We start from the raw sequence: 437 nt of genomic DNA on the forward strand, positions 1-437 counted from the left end.
CCGTCTGCTTTCGCGGCAGAGCAGGAAACGGTATCTGAGCCATATTCGATTGAATTTAATGACTCAACATTAGATGGAGCCACCAAAATTTCGGAGGAGACCTATGAAGAAAATGGTCGTTTAATTACAGTTACAAAGTATTGCACCGTCACTGGAGATATTATTACTGACACTTTTGAGAGAAGTTCAATGAGAACTTTTTCTAAAAATGGAACAGACACAGCAACCAGAACACGGGATATGCAAGACTATGGAAAAATCACTGTAACAGCAAGTTTTCAGTGGTACACAGACCCTGATGCGGGAGTTATTGGGGTCAGCTATGTCAGATGTACCGGTGTATCTACAAAACACACCGATGTACACCCCAATATAGTGACCAGCACATGGGATGAAATTCGCACATCCGAATATCAGGCCCGTCAACCACCATTCAC

The 437-nt window shown here is 43.0% G+C and carries 1 protein-coding gene; it reads left to right on the forward strand.

Annotation, left to right across the window (positions count from 1 at the left end; translation table 11 throughout):
* The coding region (locus tag RX395_RS10130) for a hypothetical protein (protein WP_316367394.1) at positions 1-437 on the forward strand (437 nt) is incomplete at both ends.

The sequence above is a fragment of the Collinsella aerofaciens genome, assembly GCF_032584215.1.
Taxonomy (GTDB): Bacteria; Actinomycetota; Coriobacteriia; order Coriobacteriales; family Coriobacteriaceae; genus Collinsella.